Origin of the sequence: Croceicoccus sp. YJ47, assembly GCF_016745095.1 — a bacterium.
GTDB lineage: Bacteria > Pseudomonadota > Alphaproteobacteria > Sphingomonadales > Sphingomonadaceae > Croceicoccus.
The window spans coordinates 320,367-338,961 of record NZ_CP067087.1 but is presented as its reverse complement, the minus strand read 5'-3'; the positions used below and the strand labels follow the sequence as shown (position 1 = coordinate 338,961).

The following is an 18,595-nucleotide window of genomic DNA, read 5'->3' as shown; positions in this document are numbered from 1 at the left end:
AGGGGCATCCGCAGACCGGCACGGCGGCTTATATACGTCAAAAATACGAGCCCGAGCCGCGGATGCCGATCGAAAGCCGCTTCGTGGGCGGTGAGTATGTTGGCCTGACTTGCGGGGCAGGGCGGTGCGGACGATTTTCGCCCCGTGCCGCCATGGCCGAGATCATAGCGTCCTGCATGCTGTCGTAATCGAGCTTGGCGAGCGTGCTGCCCGCCACCGTGTCGACCCGGCTATATCCGCCGATTATTGCCTTCAAAGCTTCGATCGCGTTGCGGGTGAATGCGACCTGCTCGACATCGACGCGCAGGAAACGCGACCTGTTTGCGCACATGGCTGAGGTCTGCGCGCATGCTGCGCCGCACATGGGAACTGATGTCGCGATTCACGCTCACCATCGATCCGAAACACGGAAATATATCGCCGTTCGCATTGCCGCTGCGATCGGTCCATGGCCCGTGATACCGCACATTGAGCCTGACCGAAAAGCGCCCCAGCTCGTAGCCGAGCGCGGCGTCCGCATTATGTCTGCGCAAGCGTTCTTCGAAGATGCGACGCTGCGTTCTATCGGCAAAGGTGGTGCTGTTCTCGCTCGTCACCTTCGTGTCGTTGTAATGATCCGCGATGCTGGCACCGAGACGTCCCCGGCCCGACATATCCGTGACAGGTGAGGACCGAATCCATGCCCCACATGCGCGTATCGATTACCTGCTCTTTTATGCACTTCCATGCACCATCAGACAGCGCAAAAACAGCAGAAACGCAAGGTTCCTGCCCCAGATTGCACGTCGATGAAAAGAGATAGTGGCTCCCCGAGTAGGATTCGAACCTACGGCCAAGTGATTAACAGTCACCTACTCTACCGCTGAGCTATCGGGGAGCAGCCCTTTGCAAGGCAGGACCGGGCGTATAACAGCGCTGAGATTTTTGACAAGCCGTCTCCTGCAAAAAATCGCAAAAATGTTCGTTCAGATCACGAATTGTTCGGTCACGATCCGCTCGTCCAGGCTATGGCCCGGGTCGAACAGCAAGGTGAGGTCCCGCTCATGCGCGACGCGGACCTCGATCGTGGCGATATTGCGCACTTCCTTCTGATCGGCGACGGCGGAAACCGGGCGTTTTTCTGCCTCCAGCACGCGGAAGGCGATCGGCAGGTGATCGGGCAGGATCGCGCCTTTCCACCGGCGCGGGCGAAACGCGCTGATCGGGGTGAGGGCGAGCTGCCCCGATGCGAGCGGAAGTATCGGGCCGTTCGCCGAAAAATTATAGGCCGTCGATCCCGCCGGCGTCGCCACCAGCACCCCGTCGCATGCGAGTTCCGGAATGCGGACCTTCCCGCCGACCGACACCTCCAGCTTGGCCGTCTGCCGCGTTTCGCGCAGCAACGACACCTCGTTGATGGCGCAATTCTCGAAGCTCGACCCGTCCTGGCGTACGGCCTTCATGAAAAGCGGCGACACGGTGAGCGGTTTGGCGCGGGCGAGCCGCTCCATCAGCGGGCGGGCGCTCTTGTACCTGTTCATGAGAAAGCCGACCGTGCCGAGATTGAGCCCGTAGGCGGGCACGATCCGCCCTGCATCGAGCATTGTATGCAGCGCAGTCAGCATGAAGCCGTCGCCGCCGAGCACCACGATCGCATCCGCATCGGCGAGCGGGACCCAGTCATGCGCATCGCGCAGCGGGGCCGCGGCCTCCTGCGCACGCTCGGTCGGCGACACGAACAGGCTGAGCTTTTCGTAAATCGGTTTCAGCTCGGTCATGCGGCGTATCCTTCCCCTTTGGCGCGCGACCCTATGGGGCGGGGGCGGGCTTGGCAACGCGGGCGCGTCTTCACGCCGGTGATTTTGCCCTTGCCGCCCGCCGCACGACGCCCGCCAGCCCCTTGGTCAGCTGGTGCAGGCCGTGGAGCCGCGCCTTCGGGTCGTTCCACGCGCGGTTGATGACCAGCTTCATGTCGGGCCGCAGTTTCGCCGTACCCTTCAACCGCTCGACATAGGCGATGAGCCCGGCGGGTTCGGGGAAGCTGTCGTTGTGGAAACTGACCAGAGTGCCGCGTGCGCCGACATCGATCTTCGCGATGCAGGCCTCCACCGCGAGCGCCTTGATCTCGATCAGGCGGACGAGGTTTTCGGTCGCGGAGGGGAGGGGACCGAACCGGTCGATCATCTCGGCGGCGAGCGCCTCGATCGCTTCGCTGTCGGCGGCATCGTTCAACCGGCGATAGAGCGCCATGCGCACGGCGAGGTCGGGGACGTAATCCTCCGGAATCATGATCGGCGCATCGACGGTGATCTGCGGCGACAACCCGCTGCGGTCTTCCTCAAGCCCGGCATCGCCCGCCTTTGCGGCCAGAATCGCGTCCTCCAGCATGGATTGGTACAGTTCGAAGCCGACCTCGCGGATCTGCCCCGATTGTTCGTCGCCGAGCAGATTGCCCGCGCCGCGATGGTCGAGATCGTGGCTCGCCAGCTGAAACCCCGCGCCCAGCGAATCGAGATCGCCCAGCACCTTGAGCCGCTTTTCCGCGACCTCGGACAATTGTTCGCCGCGCGTGTGCGTGAGATAGGCATAGGCGCGCAGTTTCGAGCGGCCCACCCGCCCGCGCAGCTGATACAATTGCGCGAGGCCGAACCGGTCAGCACGGTGGATGATGATCGTATTGGCCGACGGAATGTCGAGCCCGCTTTCCACGATGGTCGTCGAAAGCAGCACGTCATATTTCTTTTCGTAGAAGGCGCTCATGCGCTCTTCCACCTCGTTCGCGCCCATCTGCCCGTGGGCGAACACGGCCTTCACCTCCGGCACGTATTCGCGCAGCCAGTCCTCGATTTCCGGCATGTCCGAAATACGCGGCACGACGATGAAACTCTGCCCGCCGCGGTGATGTTCGCGCAGCAAAGCCTCCCGCATGACCATGTCGTCCCATTCCATCACATAGGTCCGCACGGCGAGCCGGTCGACCGGCGGGGTCTGTATCACCGACAATTCGCGCAGGCCCGACATCGCCATCTGCAAGGTGCGCGGGATCGGCGTCGCGGTCAGCGTGAGGACATGCACATTGGTCCGCAGCGCTTTCAGCTTTTCCTTGTGCGTAACGCCGAACCGCTGCTCCTCGTCCACGATGACGAGGCCGAGCCGCTTGAACGCGACGGATTTGGACAGGATCGCGTGGGTGCCGACCACGATGTCGATGGTGCCGTCGGCAAGACCCGCGCGCGTCGCGGTTGCTTCCTTCGCCGGAACGAGCCGCGACAGGCGCCCGATATTGAGCGGGAAGCCGCCGAACCGTTCGACGAAATTGCTGTAATGCTGCCGGGCGAGCAGGGTGGTGGGCGCGATCATCACGACCTGACGCCCGCTCATCGCCGCGACGAAGGCGGCACGAAGGGCGACTTCGGTCTTGCCGAAACCGACATCGCCGCACACCAGCCGGTCCATCGCCCGCCCATCGGCCAGATCGCCGAGCACGTCGCCGATGGCGCGTTCCTGATCGTCCGTCTCGTTCCAGGGGAAGCGATCGACGAAGGGAGCATAGCTCTGCTCGTCCGGTTCGATCACCGGCGCTTTCTGCAACGCGCGTTTCGCCGCCGTGCGCAGCAAATCATGCGCGATTTCGCGGATGCGCTCCTTGAGCCGGCTCTTGCGCTTCTGCCACGCCTCGCCGCCCAGCCTGTCGAGCGTGACCCCTTCGGATTCGCTGCCGTAGCGGGACAAGACGTCGAGATTTTCGACGGGGATATAAAGCTTGTCCCCGCCGTGATATTCGAGCGTGACGCAATCGTGCTTGCTCTTGCCCACGGTGATCGGGTCGAGACCGAGGTAGCGCCCGATCCCGTGATCCATGTGCACGACGAGATCGCCGGGCGTGAGCGCGGCCAGCTCCGCCATGAAGGCATCGGCGTCCTTCTTGCGCTTTTTGCGGCGGACCAGCCGGTCGCCCAGAAGGTCGCGCTCGGTCAGGACATCGAGATCGTCATTCGCAAACCCGGATTCCAGCGGGAGCACGACAGCGACCGCCTTGCCCTTCGCCGCGATGCCGAGCGCATCCTGCCATCCATCGGCGATGGCCGGCGCGCTCTTGCCCGCCTCGCCAAGCTGGCTGACGATTCGGGCGCGCGACCCTTCGGAATAGGTGGCGAGGATGGGTTTGCGGCCCCCCTTCGCCACTTTTCCAAGGTGAGCGGCCGCCGCTTCGTAGACGTTCTCGCCGCGGCTGCGTTCGGGGGCGAAATCGCGCGCGGAATGAAGCCCGAAATCGACCACGCCGTCGCTTTCCGGCTCGGCGAAGATCGAGGTGCGGTGAATGGGCCGCTCCGCCATGCGCGCGGTCCATTCCGCCTCCGCCAGATAGAGCGATTCGGGCGCCAGCGGACGATAGCTGCCGGGTGCCTGCGCGGCGCTTTCGCGGCGGGCGCGGAAATAGTCGGCGATCTCTTCCAGCCGCGTTTCGCCCGACCGGATCGCCCCGCCATCCACCACCGCGAGATCGTCCGGATCGAGATGGTCGAACAGCGTGGACAGCTTTTCCTCGAACAGGGGCAGCCAGTGCTCCATCCCGGCCTGCCGGCGGCCCTCGCTCACCGCCTGATAGAGCGGGTCGGAGGTGGCTGCCGCGCCGAACATTTCGCGATAACGCCCGCGAAACCGCCGAATCGTATCGTCGTCGAGCAGCGCCTCGCTTGCAGGGAGCAGCAGGTGGCTCTTTACCGAACCCGTGCTGCGCTGATCGCCGGGATCGTAGAGGCGCAATGTCTCCAGCTCGTCGCCGAAGAAATCGAGCCGGAGGCCCAATCGCTTGTCCTTTTCGCCAAGGCCCGACGGCACGATGTCGAAGATCGAGCCGCGCACCGCGAATTCGCCTGCGTCGATCGCGGTGTCGGCGCGGCTGTAACCCTGCCGCTGCAACAGCGCGATCAGGCTTTCATGCCCGACCGACATGCCCGGTTCGAGCAGGCGCGTGGCCTCCCGGATGCGGAACGGGGTCAGGACACGCTGCAACACGGCATTGACCGTCGTGACGAGCAATTGCGGCCCGCTGCGTTTCCGCTGCAACGCCTGAAGCGCGGAGAGGCGGCGTGCGCTGACCGAGAGCGCCGGGCTCGACCGGTCATAGGGGAGGCAGTCCCACGCCGGGAATTCGATGACCTGCAATTCGGGGGCAAAGAACGGGGCCGCATCGGCGACGGCGGCCATCGCCTGTTCGTCGGGGGCGATGAACACGGCGCGGCCCTTCGCCCCGCGCGCCAGATCGGCCATGACCATCGGCAACGCGCCGCGCGCGAGGGAGGACAGCACCAACGGGCGCCGGGCGGTGGTGATATCGGAAATTTCGGCCATGTGTCCTTCGGGACGAACGGGGGGCAGGGCGGTTCCCGCGGGGGTTATCGGTGGACGTGCACGTAATCAGGCCGGCGCATCGCGTCCATCATCGGCCCTTCGTAAAGCGGCGGGGCGGGCTGTACGCCCAGCGCCCATGCCATGATGTCGACGTCATCCTCGTCCAGCAGGGTTTCGAACCATTTCAGTTCGCGTTCGTCCCACGTGTTGGAATATTTGTCGAAAAAACCGCCGATCATGAAATCGGCCTCCCGCGTGCCGCGATGCCAGGCACGGAATTTCGCGCGGGCGAAACGGGCGGGTTCGTTAAAGGGAACAGGATCGGCCATGAAAACCGGGTAGCGAGCGCGCTTGCGCGGTGCAAGCGGCGAAAAACACCGCTATAGCCGCCGCCATGCGTCCCGAAAGGCTCAATCCCCTGTTCGCCAGTGCCGACACGTTGAAAGGCGTGGGGCCGAAACTGGAAAAACCGTTGAACCGGCTGGGGCTGCGGCGGGTGAAGGATTTCGTCTATCACCTGCCCGACCGTTTCGTCGAACGGCGGCAGGTCGCCGACCTCGACGAGGCGCAGGTCGGCGAACATATCATCATCCACCTGACCGTGACCGACCATCGCGGGAGCAGCACCGGGCGCGGCCCCTTCCGCGTGCAGGCGCGCGATGCGGCCGGCAATATGGTTGCGCTCACCTATTTCGGGCGCGCGTCCTATTCGGCGCGGAAACTGCTGCCCACCGGCGAGGCGCGATGGGTGGCGGGCAAGCTCGAACAATATGGCGACATGTTGCAGATCGTCCATCCCGATCACGTTTCGCCCGACGGCGCGGCCGTGATGGGAGCGGCGTGCGAGCCTGTCTATCCGCTGGCCGAGGGGCTGACGCAGAACCGTCTTGCCACTATGGTGGAACAGGCGCTGGGGCTGGTGCCCAACCTGCCCGAATGGGTCGATGCGGGTTTGAAGGAAAAGCGCGGCTGGCCCGATTGGCGCGATGCGCTCGTGCTCGCCCATCGCGGCGGACATCGGGAGGCGCGCGACCGGCTCGCCTATGACGAATTGTTTGCGAGCGCGTTGGCGCTGATGCTGGTGAAGGCGGACAATCGCCGGCGGCGCGGGCCGTCCTTGCAGGGGGACGGGCATCTGCGCGACCGGTTGAAGCTGCCCTTTTCCCTGACCGGTGCGCAGCTGCGTTCGATTCGCGAGATCGAGGGCGACATGGCGCAGGAATATCCCATGCTGCGCCTGCTTCAGGGGGACGTCGGATCGGGCAAGACGGTCGTCGCGCTCACCGCGATGCTGATCGCGGTGGAGGCCGGCGCGCAGGCCGCGATGCTCGCCCCGACCGAAATCCTCGCGCGGCAGCATTACGAAACGCTCACCGAAATGGCGCGCGGCACAGGGGTCGAGATCGCAATCCTGACCGGTCGGGACAAGGGGCGCGCGCGTCAGGCGACGTTAATGGGATTGATGGACGGCACGATCGACATCATCGTCGGCACCCATGCGATATTTCAGGATGCGGTCAATTATCGCAATCTCGCGCTCGTCGTCATCGATGAGCAGCATCGGTTTGGCGTGGGGCAACGGCTCCTGCTCACGCAGAAGGCGAAGGGGACGGCCCATTGCCTCGCCATGACGGCGACGCCCATTCCGCGCACGCTGACGCTCGCGCAATATGGCGAGATGGAGGTGTCGAAACTCGACGAGCTGCCGCCGGGGCGCAAGCCGATCGACACGCGCGTCGTCGCGGTGGAGCGGATGGACGATGTCGTCGCCGGACTGCGCCGCCATGTCGAGGGCGGGGGGCAGGCGTACTGGGTCTGTCCGATGGTGCATGAAAACGAACGCGCCGATCTCGCCGCGGCAGAGGAACGTTTCGATGCGTTGCGCGACGTGCTGGGCGACCGGGTGACCTTGGTGCACGGACAATTGCCCGGCGATGTGAAGGACGCCAACATGCAGCGTTTCGCGAGCGGCGAGATGCAGGTGCTCGTCGCCACCACGGTGATCGAGGTGGGGGTCAACGTGCCCAATGCCTCGCTCATGATTATCGAGCAGGCGGAGCGTTTCGGGCTTGCCCAGTTGCACCAGCTGCGTGGGCGGGTCGGGCGCGGGGCGGCGGAATCGGTGTGCCTTCTGCTGCGCGGTCGGGCGTTGAGCGAGACGGCGCGCGACCGGCTCGCGCTCATGCGGGAGACGCAGGACGGGTTCCGGCTGGCGGAGGAGGATCTGCGCCTGCGGGGCGGCGGCGAACTGCTGGGCACACGGCAATCGGGCGAACATGCCTTTGCCGTGGCGACGCCCGAACAGATTGGCGATCTTCTGGAGCCGGCGCATGATGATGCGCGCCTGCTGATCGAACGCGATGGCGGGTTGACGGGCGCACGCGGCGATGCGGCGCGCACGCTGCTCTATCTGTTCGAGCGGGATTACGGGGTGCAATTGCTCCGCGGCGGATAAAGTCGGGGCGGGTCGGGATAACCCTGCGAGATTCAGGCGACGGAGACGGAGCGGCCCGGGGCTTCCTTCACCATGTCCTCGAACTGCGCGACGGTGAGGGGCGCGCTGAACAGATTGCCCTGAATATTTTCGCAGCCCATCGCGCGGAGCATGTCGAGCTGCTCCGTTTCCTCCACCCCTTCGGCCACGCAGGGCAGCCCCATCGTGCGGCACAGCGTTATGACCGCCTGGAGCAGGTCGCGGCTCCGCGTCATCCGGCTTTCCACGATGAAGGACCGGTCCAGTTTGACGACATCGATGGGCAGCTTGTGCAGATAGCTCAGGCTCGATTGACCGGTCCCGAAGTCGTCGAGCGCGATCCGTGCGCCCAGTGCGTGAAACTCCTCCATCGCCCGATGCGCCAGCTCCAGATCGCGCAGCATCGCCGTTTCGGTGAGCTCCAGCACGAGGCGCGAGGCATCGACACCGCTTTCCCGGATGCAGTCGGCGATGGCGGCGACCGTCTCCTCGCTCGCCAGGTCGTATGCCGACAGGTTGAACCCCAGGACGACGCTTCGCGGCATCTGGCCGAGCGTACGCAGCATTTTTCCGAGTAGCACGAGGCTCAACCGGTTGATCAGCCCCAGCCGTTCGGCCAACGGAATGAACACGGCGGGCGCCACCGCTCCGAGCGTCGGGCTGTTCCAGCGTGCGAGCGTTTCGCCCCCGACGATGTGAAAGTCGGACAGCCGCACGATCGGTTGCAGGTTGATATCGAATTCCGCCTCGTAATCGGCGTTTTGCAGGGCGGTTTCCAGCCGGCGTTGCTGGCGCATCGTCTGATCCAGCTTGGCGGAATAGGTGATGGACGAACCGCGCTGGTGATTCTTGGCGTAGTAGAGCGCGTAGTCGGCCTGATCGTAGAGCGAGACGATGTTCGTGTGCTCGTCGCTGCGCATCGCGAGGCCGCAGCTTGCGCCGATGGTTATCTTCGTTTCACCCATGTGAAACGGCTGCGCGATCCTGCGGCATGCCGCCTGCGCCAGCTGCTCTGCGCGGCGCAGGTCGGTCTCCATGACAAAGGCGAATTCGTCCCCGCCCAGCCGCGCGATCATCGCCTCTTTGCCAAGCGCATCGCGCAGCCGTTCGGCCACCTCGGCCAGCAGCGTGTCGCAAAGCGCGTGGCCGAACGTGTCGTTCGCCGCCTTGAACCGGTCGAGGTCGATGGTGCCGAAGACGAGCGCCGTCCCGTCGCGCGTGCATCGCTCCATCATGGCGGTGCTCTTGGAAAAAAAGTAGCGCCGGTTGGGCAACCCGGTCAGCGTGTCGGTATTGGCGAGATGGGTGACCTCCTCGTGCAGCCGCTCGCCCTCGACGCGGGCCTCGACCAGCTTTTGAAAGCCAAGGAAATTGTTGAGCAGCACCCGGATCAGCATGATGAGCACGAGCAGGATGTTGAACGCGATCGCGGTGTAGATCGGCCCGCCCATCGACAGCTGATACGAAAGATAGGGCACCATCACGATGACGGTGACGAGGAAGGCAGCCTGCGGCAGATAGGTGAGACACGCGATGCATCCGATCACCGTCGTCGCAATGAAAAGCGCGACATGGGCGCGCTGTTCGTCCTGCGCAAAGCCGTAGAGTCCGAGCGACCAGCTTATATAGGCAAAGGCGATGAAGGCGGCGAGCATGGTCGTGCGGCGCAACATGCGGATCGCCCCGGCCGCGTTCACTTCCATCCGGGGGCGCAACTTCCACGCGATGGCGCGCAACGTGCTCATCGTGACGAGCACGAGCGGGATCCACAAGGTCATGTAAAGCGGAGCGACGTGGAAATGGGTGATCGCCACGGCCACGGCGTTCACGCTCAACACCGCATAAAGCATCGGGATCTGACGCTGCAACTCGTCGTGCTGCGCGATCGCAAGCTTGTCCGGTACCGAAGAAATCTTCAGCCAGTCAGCAAATCTGAGCACATGAGGCTTCATCATGCCTGATATGAGAGGATGACCCTAATTTATCCTTAGGCGCGCTTAGGCAATTGCCCGTTATGGAAATCGCACACCGATATTGCGGGAAGCGGGTCGGCCCGGAGTTATCCCTTGCCGGGGGGGACTTTGGTCTCCGTAATCATCGCGACGAATTTCTCCCGCCACCAATGGACATCCTCCGTTCGCACCCCGTCGAGCAATGATTCAAAGCGGCGCTTGCGTTCGGATAGCGGCATCTTCAACGCCTGCTGCAACGCTTCGGCGACTTCCTCCGGCGAGTAGGGATTGACGAGCAGCGCTTCCTTCATCTGCGACGCGGCGCCGGCAAAGCGCGACAGGATCAGCACACCCGGATCTTCGGGATCCTGTGCCGCGATATATTCCTTTGCCACAAGGTTCATCCCGTCGCGCAGCGGCGTGACCAGCCCGACCCGCGCCGCGCGGTAAAGCGCGGTCAGTTCCGCCCGCGCATAGCCGCGATTGACGTAGCGGATCGGGGTCCAGTCCACCTCGGCGAACTCGCCATTGATCCGCCCGGCCAGCTCGTTGAGCTTTTCACGGACCTTCTGATATTGCTCGACCTCGCCGCGGGAGGGGGGCGCGACCTGGATGAGCACGACCGAGCGGTGCAGTTCCTCATGCGTGTGGAGCAGATGCTCGAAACTGTTGAGCCGTTCCTCGATCCCCTTGGAATAATCCAGCCGGTCGACCCCGACGATCATGGTGAGCTGCCGCAGCGAGGTGCGCATGCGTTCGGCAATGGCATTCGCCTCGCGCGTTTCGCTCGCCTCGCGGAAATTCTTGAAATCGATGCCGATGGGGCACACCACCGCGCGCACCATCTTTTCGCCGACGTGGATATATTCGCCCTCGCTGCGCCCGCCCAGCTCGTGCTCGCAATAATGGCGGAAGCTTTCCAGCCATTCCTCGGTCTGAAACCCGATCACGTCGTAGAAGAACATCGAGCGCACGAGCCGCTCGTGATAGGGCAGGGAGACGAGCAGGCGGGTCGGCGGCCAGGGCGTGTGGAGGAAGAAACCGATGCGGTTGCGCACCCCCCGATCGCGCAGCAGCATGGCCATCGGGATCAAATGATAATCGTTGATCCAGACCACGTCGTCAGGCTCGATCATCACATGCAGCGGTTCGGCGAAGCGCCGGTTTACGCGTTCGTATCCCTCACCGAAGCTGCGGTTGTATTTCGCGATGTCGACGCGGTAGTGGAACAGCGGCCAGAGCGTGCGATTGGCAAAACCGTTGTAATATTCCTCGACATCCTGCGCCTCGAGATCGACCACGGCAGAGCGTACGCCGTCGCTTTCCTCGAAATTGACGCTGCCGGTGAACTCCTCGACCTCGCGGCCGGACCATCCGAACCACAATCCGCCGCTCTCGCGCAGGGCCGCCTGAAGGGCCACCGCAAGTCCGCCCTGCGCCCCGTCGGGCGATGGCATGGACACGCGGTTCGATACGACGATAAGACGGCTCATGATTTCCCCCTGGGTTTCCTTCGATCCGCTCTCAATTTCGTAATGACCGGTCGAGCCATTCGTTCACGGAATTAACATCGGGCAATCGGAAATTCGCGGCGGTCGCGCGCATCGTCCCGATCAACACGCCATGCCCGCCCGACCGGGTCACCTGCTCGAAACCGGCCTCGTCGGTAACGTCGTCGCCCAGGAATACCGGGCGATGGCCTGCGAATGGTGCGCGCTCCAGAATGTCGGAGATGGCGACGCCCTTGTCGACGCCCGCCCGGCGCAATTCGACCATCTCGTGGCCGTGCTGCACATGAAAACCGTGTGATCGCGCGAGATTTTCGGCGAGCGCGACGCATTCCTCGCCCCATTCCGGCGACAGCCGGTAATGCAGCGCGGCGCCCAGCGGCTTGTCCTCGAACAAGACGCCGTCGTGGGTCTCGGCAAAGCGTTCGAACTGCCGGCGCGCGTCGTCCATGCCGGGAGGGCGGGCGGTTTCGCTCATCGTTCCATCGGCAAGCCGCCATTCGGCCCCGTGGCTCCCCGCGATCGCGAGGCCGTCCATCCCGAAACCGTCCAGCGTCGCGATGTCGCGCCCGCTGACGAGGGCGAGCCGGCCGTCGAGCCGGTCCGACAATGCGTGGAGCATCGCGATCAACTGCTCGCCGACGACGACCCCATCGGGCCGGTCGGCGAGTTCGACAAGCGTTCCGTCGAAATCGAGGAACAGCGCATCGCCGGAAAAATCGATCGGCGGGGGCGGGGGAAGATGCTGTGTCACCCCGCCGTCTTGGCCCTGTGGCCCGGCGGGGTCAAGCCCGCGATGCTGCACATGCGAAACGTGGGCGCGAGAACCGGCCCGCGATCAGCCGATCTGCGCGAGTATGTCCGCGCTCCGGCCGATGGCCGCGATGCCGCGCCGCCCGTCCACCCGGCCGAGCTGCACGATCACGTCGATGACGGACGCCGCATATTCGAGCGTGTCGGTGCGGGTGAGGCCGATGCCGGTCTGCATCACCATCAAGGCCAGCTGTTCGAGCGCACCGCGCAGCGAATTGGCGTGGATGGTGGAAAAGCTGCCGGGATGGCCGGTGTTGATCGCGCGCAGGAAGCTCACGCTTTCCGCGCCGCGCAATTCGCCGAGCACGACCCGGTCGGGCCGCAGGCGCAGCGCGGCCTGAAGTAGCTCGTTCGCGGTGATCTTCGCCTCGCCCAGCTCCCCTTTTACCGCGACAAGGCCGACCCCGTTGGCGCCGGGCAGCTTCAGCTCGGGCGTATCCTCGACGAGGATGACGCGTTCATGTGCCGGAATTTCGCCCAGCAAGGCGTTGAGGAAGGTGGTCTTGCCCGTCGACGTGCCGCCGGAAATCAGCACGGTCTTGCGATGGCGGACGGCGGCGCGCAGGAAATCGACCGGCGTGTCCTGCGCATCGGGGAGCGCGGGTTCCGCCGCGCCGCGCAACGGCCCGCTGTCATAGGCGTCGAGCGGCAGGTCCAGCCGCCGGTGCCGCCGGATCGCCATGGTCCAGTGGCGCCGCGTCGCGGGCGGCCCGCAAAATTGCACGCGCGCCCCGTCGGGCAGCGTCGCGCCGAGCAAGGGATGCTCCCGGTTGATGCCCTGATGGCTGACTCGCGCGACCTGCTCGGCGAGCCGCTGTATCAGCCGGTCGTCGATTTCGGGCACGGCGACCCGCTGCATCCCGGGCACGCCTGCATCCTCCACCCACAGCTCGCCCGGCGCGTTGACGAGGATTTCCGTCACCGTGTCCCGCAACAGGAACGGACGGAACGGGGCGAGATACGCATCGAGATAGACGCTCCCCGCGCTCGGCATGTCGGCGGCGGGCAGGTCCGGGCTCATCGGCAGGATCGCGGCATTCATTTCGTCACGGTCGAAAAATCGAGATCGCGCGCGGTGAACACGCGGATCGGTTCGCCCTGCCGGACGCGCACGGTCGGGCCGATCTTGCCGTTTTCCTGCACGGCCGCCGCCGCCGCGCTCTGTCCGCCGCCCAGCACGACCGACGCGCCTCCCGTGCCCATCGCCGACAATCCACCCACGACGGAGAGGAGCATCGCCGAGCCGAACCGCTTGAAGAAATGGCTGTCGACCTTGCCGCGCAGGCCCGTCGTGCCATCGAAGCCGGTCGCGGGCGAGCCGATATTGACCGACACGCCATCGGGCCGGATCAGCCGGGTCCAGATGACATAGGCGCGTTTCTGGTAGGCCTGCAGCCCGCTTTGATATTGCCCGATGAGCCTGCTGCTGCGCGGGACGAGCACGCGGCGGCCGTCGAAGCTTTTCACATCCTGGCTGACCACGGCGCGGACATATCCGGGCACGTCGGTGTCGATCGCGGTTTCGAGGATCGCGGGGATCAACGTGCCCTGCGTCACTGTCGTGCCGGGGTCGACCATGCGGGCGGCCTGTGCCGGGCCGCCGCCGACGCCGCCGATGCGGCTTGCGAAATCGGACGCCGAGCTGCCTGCCGCCGCGTTGTCGCCCGGTGCCGGCGCGCCGACCGGAACCGACGGTGCACCGCCCGCATCGAAGACCAGCGTCGGGCTGCTATAACGATTGGCGGCGGGGCCGGTCGCGGTCTGCGGCGGCGCGGAAAGGACGGGCGCGGGGGCCGGGTCGGCTTGCTGCATCGCCATCGGCGCCGCCGCGGGCGGGGCATCCGGCACGGTCAACGGCACGTCGGCGGGCGCGGTCGCAGCGGTTTCCGTCGGCGTGGCGACCGGCGCAGGGGCGGGCTGTTCGATGCGCGCGCTATTCATGCCCCACAGCGTGAACGCGCCGAGAAGGCCGACGATGGCGACGCCCGCGGCCAGGCCGAGCCCGTCGGACTTGCCCTTGCGCTGCGTGACGGCGGGAAAGGAATTGCGGCTGGCGAGGTCGATGATTTCCGCGCTTTCGGTTTCGCGCGGGTCGACGTCATTGGCGGGATGGGCGGGAAGCCGGGCGGCGGGGCGCATCAGTTCTGCTCCACAATTGCGCGGTCGGTCGCGCGGGCGAGCGCACGATCGCTGAGCCTGCGCGGCGGGCGCGGTGGCCCGTTGTTGACGAGAAAGGCATCATTGTCGCCGGAACGCAGGATGATTTGCGCAGGAACGCCATCGATGATGATGTTTTCGCCCCGGACGGCGAAATTGACCGGACCTTCACGCCCGTCGGCATTGGTGACAAGGATGGCGGGCACCGCGCGCCCCTGCGGCCAGGCGAGATAGGTCACCTCGCCATCGTCATAGGCGCGTTCGGGCAGCAGCGCGGCATCCCCGCTGCGCCCCCATGCGAAGTTCAGCAAGGCCGGATCGGTCACGGCGAGCGGATCGGTCGCGGCCTGCATCTCGACCGAGCCAGGCGCGGCGGCCATGCGGGCGGGGGCGTCCTCCTCCGGCTCTTCGGGATAGGCGAAGCGCAATTGATACAGAGGTTTGGCCCGCGGACTTGCGACAAGATCGAAGTAATAGGTGCGGCGATCGGTGACGACGGTCATGTTGGTCGCCGCCGTCGGTTCGAGCGGTTTGACGAACAGCAGATTGGCGCGCTTGTTCGGCGTGACCTGCCAGCTTGCGGAATCGCCGATGGCGACATTCTCGATTTTCTCGTCATCGGCAAAGGCGACGGTCGCCTGCACATTGGTGCGGCCTTCGATGCGGACGACGGCGCTTTCGTCATACATGCGGGTGACGAGGCGCGGATCGTCGGCGCGGGCGGGCGCGGCCATCGTCGCGGCGACAAGGGCGAGCGTGCAAAGCGGGCGGATCATTTCAACTTCTCCGTGGAGCGGGCGGGCGCGCTGCGAAAGCGGCTGCCGATGCCATGGGCGCGGGACCGGCCCGCGTTCGCGGCGGGCTGGCCGGCGGAATGCGCGGTGTGGGCGGTGATGCGGAAGTCGCGCGCCTGCGGGGCGGGCGGGGCGCTGCCGAACCGGTCATTGGCGGGGGCGGGAACGGGAATGGCCTGCGCGATGCGGCGGTCGGTGCTCACCGCGGGCGCCGGCGGCGGCGCGGACGCGGCCGGGGCAGGCGGGGCGGCACCGGATTGCGCCGCGGCGGCAGTGCGGCTCTCCGCCCCGGTCGCGGCCAGCCCGAACACGTCCCAGTCGGCGACCATCGCCGTCGCGGTATTGATCGCCAGCATCATCAGCGCGACATGCACCGCCCCGATCAGGAAAAAGCCCATCGCCGCGCGTGGGTCGATCTGACCCGGCGTCTGGCCCAGCGCGTTGAGCACCGGTACCGCGAGTTCCAGCATCATCCCCCCGCCCAGCACCGCGAACAAGGGCGCAATGGCCAGCAGGACCAGCCCCTTCAACCAGCCCGCGAACAAGCCGCGCGTGCCGGGAAACAGGGCCATGACCACGAACACCGGCCCCACCGCGACCAGCACGGCAAGTGCGATCCGCGTCGTCACCAATATGCCCACGGTGCCGAGGAGCAGAAGCGTCGCACCGAGCCAGAGCAGGCCCGGCGGGGAGAACATGCTCATGTCCTGCTGCTGCTCCGGCCCGGCGATCTGCCCGATCGCGGCAAAGGCGATGTCGATCTTGTCGGCAAAGGCGGTGGTGGCGCTGCCCTCGCTCCCGGTGATGATCGAGGCGATCTGATCCGCCGCGCCGGTGGCGAGGGTCCAGACCACGCTCTGATACGCGACCCAGCTCGTCGCGAAGGTCAGCACGAGGCCCAATGTCATCATGCGCGGGGTCAGTGCGGCAACGCCGATCCGGCTACGTCCCGTAAGCAGGCCGAACGCAAACAGCGCTACGAACAATGTGAGCAGGATCGTGAGCGCGGGGACCAGCGCGCCACCCGCCCCGAACAGGCGCCCGAAGGCGGCCTGCGTCGCGTCGGCGGCGAGGCAATCCACCCCGCGCAGCGCGGCGGCGATGCCGTTGCCGACATTGTCCAGTTCGGTCGCGCAGCCGTTCATTCCGCCGCGTTCCACAGTGCGAAATCATCGGCGCTTCCGCCCGGCCACGGCTGTCCCGTCAATTGCGGGTACCAGTGCGCCGGATCGTCGCCGACCGATGCGCGGATACGGTCGAGATTGCGCACGATGCTTTCCCGGCCCGAGAGCACGGTCAACACCTCCGGCGCCCCCGAAAGGTCGAGCCGCACCACGACCGAGGCATCGGGTTGCCGCACGAGGAAGCAGCGCGAATGGGCGGGCAATCCCTTGATCAAGGCAAGCTCGTGTTCGGTCAGGCCGAAGCCGTCGCAATAATCCTCCGCCCGCGCGCGCGAATTGGGCATGAAGATCATCGTCGCGGTCTGTTCGACCAGCGCGGTGGAAATCCGGCTGTCGAGTGCGTCGCGCGCGCTCTGCGTCGCGAAACCGACCAATGCGTTGCGTTTGCGCAGCGTTTTCAGCCAGTCGCGGATGCGCGCGGCGAACACTTCATCGTCGAGCGCCTTCCACCCTTCGTCGATGAGGATCATCGTCGGTTGCCCGTCGAGCCGTTCCTCGATCCTGTGAAACAGATACATCATCACCGGCGTACGCAGGCGCGGATTTTCGAGCAGCGCCGTCATGTCGAAACCCAGCACCCGGTTCGTAAGGTCGAGCCGGTCGACATCGTTATCGAAAAGCCAGCCATGCTCGCCATCCTCGATCCATGGGGACAGCCGGTCGGCCAGATCGCCCGGCATCGGACGGCGCGCGCCCGACAAAAGCTCGCGGAAATGGCGCAGACGGCGCAGGCGTGCATCATTGGCATAGGCGGCATCGACCGCGTGCGCGATGGTGGCAAGCTCCTCCGGTCCCTCGGCCTTGAGCATGAGGCCGAGCCAGTCGCGCAGAAACGCGCGATTGCCCGCCGTATCGGGCAGGGAGAGCGGGTTGAACCCGGTCCGCTCACCCGAAGAAATGCGGTCGTAGCGCCCGCCAATGCCGCGCACGAACACCTCCGCGCCGCGATCCTTGTCGAACAGGATGGTTCGGGGCTCGAACTTCTGCGCCTGCGCCGCGAGGAAATTCATCACCACCGTCTTGCCCGAACCCGACGGGCCAATGACGGAAAAATTGCCGAGGTCGCCATTGTGGAAATTGAAGAAGAACGGCGTCGCGCTCGTCGTCTGCAACAAGGTGACGGCATCGCCCCAATGGTTGCCGTCGGCCTGACCCACCGCAAAGCCATGGAGCGAGCCAAACCCCGCCATGTTCGCGGTCGAGATCATCGCCCGGCGCACGAGATAGCCTTCATTGCCGGGAAACTGCCCCCAGAAGGCCGGTTCCAGGTTCACGTCCTCCCGGACCGCGATGGCGCCCGTGTCAGCAAGCGCGGCGGCGGCGGCGGCGGTCATGTCGTCGAGCGCGGAAAGCCCGCCGGCCCGGATCAGCACGGTGAGGTGATGGTCGCCAAACCCCGTCGCCCCTGCGCCCAGCGCGTCGCGCGCGGACAGCATCTCGGCCCGTTCGGCGGCGGCTTCCTCGTCCGCGCTGCGCAGGCGGCGCAGGGCGAGATCCATACGTTCGCGCGCGGTCTGACGCTCCGTCGGGGCGTAGCTTTCTGTCACGACCATCTCGCATGGGAGGCGGAGAAGCCCGTCGAGCAGGCCGGGCGATGTCGCGTCGGGATAATCTTTGAGCGAAAGCATCGCGGCAAAATCGCTGCCCCCGCCGCCGCGCAGTTCCATCGCGTCGAGCCCGAAGCTGACCCGGCGATAGGGCAGCATGTGGCCGATGTCGGTATCCTCCGCCGGGCGGCGCACCGGGCGCATTTCGCCATTATAGACCGCGCTCAACAATTCGAGGATCTCGCTGTTCACGCGGCCCTCGCCAGCGTCATAATCGCCGAGAAGGCGCGCGCCATAGGCGCTGAGCGATGCGGCCATGCCGGTGATCGCGGCGCGAAGGGCGCGCAGATCCTTGGGATCCGCCTCCACCTCGCTCCGGCGGCGGCGCAGCATCCGGGCGGCCTTTTCCGCCAGCCCCGCCTTGCCCCGCGCAGGCCGGCGGATCAGTGTGACGAACTGATCGTTCACGAACAGCGATCCATCGGCGAGCCGTTCGCGCCAGCGCGCGTCGATATGGGCCGACAGCGGATCGGCGAACTCGGCATCGAGATCGACCGACACCCGTCGCCGCACGACATGGTGATAGAGCACGAAACGCGCATCGAGCACGGAACGCAACATGACCTCACGCGCGGCGGCATGGGCGTTCAGCGCGTCGCTATCCTCGGTTTCGAACAGCAGGCCGGGCACCTGCATCGCCATCATCAGCGACCCATCGCGCAGCATCACGCAATGTTCGTCCACCTGCCGCGCATAGGGCAGCCGGTCGCCCGCGGGGGCTTCCTTCTCGCTCCACCCGGCGGCGCCGATCCATTTGCGTTGCTTTGCCATGA

Annotated in this window: 13 protein-coding genes and 1 tRNA gene; 1 reads left to right on the top strand and 13 read right to left on the bottom strand. The window is 65.7% G+C overall.

Annotated elements, in window-relative coordinates; all coding sequences use genetic code 11:
- Positions 1-37: 37 nt before the first annotated feature.
- The 5 genes from JD971_RS01445 to JD971_RS01425 all read right to left on the bottom strand — a co-directional run bounded on the left by JD971_RS01445 (position 38) and on the right by JD971_RS01425 (position 5,663).
- Positions 38-331, bottom strand: a complete 294-nt coding sequence (locus tag JD971_RS01445; protein WP_202085477.1) for a hypothetical protein — start codon at positions 329-331, stop codon at positions 38-40.
- A 471-nt stretch (positions 332-802) separates the two neighbouring features.
- A tRNA-Asn gene (locus JD971_RS01440) sits at positions 803-877 on the bottom strand.
- 88 nt (positions 878-965) lie between these two features.
- Positions 966-1,757, bottom strand: a complete 792-nt coding sequence (locus tag JD971_RS01435; RefSeq protein WP_202085476.1) for an NAD kinase — start codon at positions 1,755-1,757, stop codon at positions 966-968.
- 70 nt (positions 1,758-1,827) lie between these two features.
- Entirely contained in the window at positions 1,828-5,334 is a 3,507-nt protein-coding gene (gene mfd, locus JD971_RS01430) for a transcription-repair coupling factor (protein ID WP_202085475.1), read from the bottom strand.
- Positions 5,335-5,378: 44 nt separating this feature from the next.
- The gene (locus JD971_RS01425) at positions 5,379-5,663 is read right to left on the bottom strand and encodes a succinate dehydrogenase assembly factor 2 (RefSeq protein WP_202085474.1); all 285 of its coding nucleotides are present in this window, start codon (positions 5,661-5,663) and stop codon (positions 5,379-5,381) included.
- A gap of 65 nt (positions 5,664-5,728) precedes the next feature.
- Between JD971_RS01425 and recG the strand changes: the two genes are divergently transcribed.
- Positions 5,729-7,789 (top strand): ATP-dependent DNA helicase RecG, encoded by a 2,061-nt coding sequence (gene recG / locus JD971_RS01420; protein WP_202085472.1) that lies wholly within the window; start codon positions 5,729-5,731, stop codon positions 7,787-7,789.
- A 32-nt stretch (positions 7,790-7,821) separates the two neighbouring features.
- On the opposite strand, the gene JD971_RS01415 is transcribed toward recG, so the two are convergent.
- From JD971_RS01415 to JD971_RS01380, 8 genes are all read right to left on the bottom strand, one after another.
- Positions 7,822-9,747, bottom strand: coding sequence for a bifunctional diguanylate cyclase/phosphodiesterase (locus JD971_RS01415; protein ID WP_202085471.1), 1,926 nt, complete (start codon positions 9,745-9,747; stop codon positions 7,822-7,824).
- Positions 9,748-9,866: 119 nt separating this feature from the next.
- Positions 9,867-11,252: an alpha,alpha-trehalose-phosphate synthase (UDP-forming) gene (gene otsA / locus JD971_RS01410; protein ID WP_202085470.1), complete on the bottom strand. Its 1,386-nt coding sequence runs from the start codon at positions 11,250-11,252 to the stop codon at positions 9,867-9,869.
- A gap of 31 nt (positions 11,253-11,283) precedes the next feature.
- Positions 11,284-12,021: a trehalose-phosphatase gene (gene otsB / locus JD971_RS01405; RefSeq protein ID WP_202085469.1), complete on the bottom strand. Its 738-nt coding sequence runs from the start codon at positions 12,019-12,021 to the stop codon at positions 11,284-11,286.
- A gap of 84 nt (positions 12,022-12,105) precedes the next feature.
- Complete coding sequence (gene virB11 / locus JD971_RS01400) at positions 12,106-13,122, bottom strand: P-type DNA transfer ATPase VirB11 (RefSeq protein WP_202085468.1); 1,017 nt, start codon at positions 13,120-13,122, stop codon at positions 12,106-12,108.
- On the bottom strand, positions 13,119-14,219 hold the full coding sequence (locus tag JD971_RS01395) for a TrbI/VirB10 family protein (protein ID WP_202085467.1): 1,101 nt from the start codon (positions 14,217-14,219) through the stop codon (positions 13,119-13,121). Before JD971_RS01395 ends, virB11 begins: the two co-directional genes overlap by 4 nt.
- Entirely contained in the window at positions 14,219-15,013 is a 795-nt protein-coding gene (locus JD971_RS01390; RefSeq protein ID WP_202085466.1) for a TrbG/VirB9 family P-type conjugative transfer protein, read from the bottom strand. The genes JD971_RS01395 and JD971_RS01390 overlap by 1 nt, the downstream gene beginning before the upstream one ends.
- Entirely contained in the window at positions 15,010-16,176 is a 1,167-nt protein-coding gene (locus tag JD971_RS01385; RefSeq protein WP_202085464.1) for a type IV secretion system protein, read from the bottom strand. The genes JD971_RS01390 and JD971_RS01385 overlap by 4 nt, the downstream gene beginning before the upstream one ends.
- The gene (locus JD971_RS01380) at positions 16,173-18,593 is read right to left on the bottom strand and encodes a VirB4 family type IV secretion/conjugal transfer ATPase (protein ID WP_202085462.1); all 2,421 of its coding nucleotides are present in this window, start codon (positions 18,591-18,593) and stop codon (positions 16,173-16,175) included. The genes JD971_RS01385 and JD971_RS01380 overlap by 4 nt, the downstream gene beginning before the upstream one ends.
- Positions 18,594-18,595: the final 2 nt, after the last annotated feature.

Bases quoted from the DNA above. Each gene is read 5' to 3' on its own strand.
- JD971_RS01435 (WP_202085476.1), bottom strand. From the start codon at position 1,757: ATGACCGAGCTGAAACCGATTTACGAAAAGCTCAGCCTGTTCGTGTCG.
- recG (WP_202085472.1), top strand. From the start codon at position 5,729: ATGCGTCCCGAAAGGCTCAATCCCCTGTTCGCCAGTGCCGACACGTTG.
- JD971_RS01445 (WP_202085477.1), bottom strand. From the start codon at position 331: ATGTGCGCAAACAGGTCGCGTTTCCTGCGCGTCGATGTCGAGCAGGTC.
- virB11 (WP_202085468.1), bottom strand. From the start codon at position 13,122: ATGAATGCCGCGATCCTGCCGATGAGCCCGGACCTGCCCGCCGCCGAC.
- JD971_RS01380 (WP_202085462.1), bottom strand. From the start codon at position 18,593: ATGGCAAAGCAACGCAAATGGATCGGCGCCGCCGGGTGGAGCGAGAAG.
- JD971_RS01395 (WP_202085467.1), bottom strand. From the start codon at position 14,219: ATGCGCCCCGCCGCCCGGCTTCCCGCCCATCCCGCCAATGACGTCGAC.
- JD971_RS01425 (WP_202085474.1), bottom strand. From the start codon at position 5,663: ATGGCCGATCCTGTTCCCTTTAACGAACCCGCCCGTTTCGCCCGCGCG.
- mfd (WP_202085475.1), bottom strand. From the start codon at position 5,334: ATGGCCGAAATTTCCGATATCACCACCGCCCGGCGCCCGTTGGTGCTG.
- otsA (WP_202085470.1), bottom strand. From the start codon at position 11,252: ATGAGCCGTCTTATCGTCGTATCGAACCGCGTGTCCATGCCATCGCCC.
- JD971_RS01385 (WP_202085464.1), bottom strand. From the start codon at position 16,176: ATGAACGGCTGCGCGACCGAACTGGACAATGTCGGCAACGGCATCGCC.
- JD971_RS01390 (WP_202085466.1), bottom strand. From the start codon at position 15,013: ATGATCCGCCCGCTTTGCACGCTCGCCCTTGTCGCCGCGACGATGGCC.